Here is a 1,871-nt window from a genome sequence, read left to right as displayed (position 1 = left end):
GGGCGGCGACGAGAGCGCGGGCGGCTTCAGTGGGCTCGGGCTCGGTGGCGGTGTCTGGCTGCCGCTCCGGCTCCGGCCCTGGGTCGGCGGGATGGTGGGAGGTGTTTTCCCCGGGGTCTTTTCTTGGATGACCGTCGGTGGGCCGAGGGGTCGGAGCACCGGCCGCCGGAACGCGGGGACTCGGTGCGAGCTGGCGCGATGCGGGGGCGTCGGATGCGTGGACGGGCATCCGGGCGAGGATCTTGGCGGCCTCGGCTCCGCTCAACGGCATGTTGGAGACGAGCTGTTGAGTCACCCAGTGGCCTCCGGGCCCCTGGACCCGCCGCTCGTGCACGAACCCCTCCTCCTTCAGTTGCCGCTTGGCCCGAGTGAAGGCGCACGCCCGGATGCGGGCGCGCTCGGCGGTGCGCGACAACGACTCGCGCGCCCCCTCAGGGAGCGAGAGCTGCCAGGTCAGCAGCCGCACGGCGTCGGAGGACAGCCGGGGGTGCCGGATGAGGTCGTGGGAGAACTGCGTGAAGGCGCGCGGGGGCGCGATATGGTGCCGGTAAATCAGGGTGGAGTCGCTTTCCACTGGTGGTTCAGGCCCTCGCGGACGGTTGCAGCCGTTGCGGGGGCCGTCTTCATTGGTGCCCGGCGTGGCACGCGGAAGACGTGATGTCGAGGCGACGCTACCGCACGCTGCGTGCGTGGATGGACGCGTTGAGTGAAGAAGGCTTTCGGGTGAGGGCGGTCACTCTGACGGTGCGGTCCGTCACCACCCATGCCGAAGCACAGCCCCGGCGGCGAGGGGTTGGCTTCTCCGCGTCAGGCCGTCACATGCCGCTTGGCCCCCGTCTCACCGGGGGACATCCTTGATCTTTGCGACGAGAACGCCAGACGCTTGTGCCTTCTCCCGCAGCCCGGAGTTCAGGTCCACGGCGTCCTCGACTACCACCACCCGCTGGACCTGGCCGTGGCGTGCGCCAGACCGGCTCGACCTGCCGACGTACGCGACGGCCTCCACGAGCCGGTTCGTCTCGTCGGTGACTGAGCCCTGGGGAGCTGTTGCCCACGCGCCGTATGGCGTCCGGTCGCTGATCCAGCCGAGATCGAACTGCGGGCCCCTACGTGCTGGAGCGCGAACGTCGCAGGCCGCTCGTCCGGCGACTCGCTCGACGAGGCGTGACAGCAGCTTCTCGTGTTGCGGCGTGCCCCGCCCCAGCACACCGGCCTCCAGCCGGTTGACGCCCCGAGTGCGCAGACGAAGCCTGTCGAACGGGCCGCCGAGGAACCCTTCCCCGATCTCCGGCATGACGGTCACGTGCTCGCCCTGCACCTTGAGGTCTCGACACCGGGCCGGAGCTCCGAACAGAAGATCCGAGTAGCCGGCATTGTCGACCACGTGGCTGCCGCCCGCGTGTCTTCTTCTCGGGACGCCAGTTGACGAGATCCGCCTCTGACAGTTCACGCTCGCGCGGCCGGTGTCGAGGGCGGCCTGGAACTTCTCGGCGGGGTTGCCCTCCCACTCCTCGTCGTACTCGCCGTACCACTGGTGCCCCCAGGGAAACACTTCGCGCAGACCGGCGAGCAGCGGTACGAAACGGGGGTCGCCCTTGGTCCAGCCGCCGGTCTCGACGCGGCTGCGGATCAGCCCGGCGAGGGCGTCGGCCTGGTCGCGGTGGTTCCAGCCGGCCCAGCCGAGCAGCAGGGAGCCGTCGGCTTCGGGGGAGGCGCCGGGGTAGGAGATGAACCGTTCCTTGGGCACGTTGAGTTTGCCGTCTGGAGATCCTTCAGCAGCACGCCCGGTCCAGCACGGACCCCGCCCCCTCAGCCGTTAGCCGTCGGCTCACTCCTTCACCGCTCACCCACGGGCCCCCACGGCCCACCAC

The 1,871-nt window shown here is 70.1% G+C and carries 1 protein-coding gene and 1 pseudogene; both read right to left on the bottom strand.

Annotated features, from left to right (window positions below):
• Nucleotides 1–574: pseudogene (locus tag C1J00_RS42720) on the bottom strand (hypothetical protein); the annotation flags it as partial.
• A 264-nt stretch (nt 575–838) separates the two neighbouring features.
• Nucleotides 839–1,747, bottom strand: a complete 909-nt coding sequence (locus C1J00_RS45770) for a DUF7008 domain-containing protein (RefSeq protein ID WP_180989914.1) — start codon at nt 1,745–1,747, stop codon at nt 839–841.
• Between the last annotated feature and the right edge of the window lie 124 nt (nt 1,748–1,871).

The organism is Streptomyces cahuitamycinicus, from assembly GCF_002891435.1.
Lineage (GTDB): Bacteria > Actinomycetota > Actinomycetes > Streptomycetales > Streptomycetaceae > Streptomyces > Streptomyces cahuitamycinicus.
Note: the sequence above shows the minus strand (reverse complement) of the source record. Positions and strands in the feature narration are given on the sequence as shown.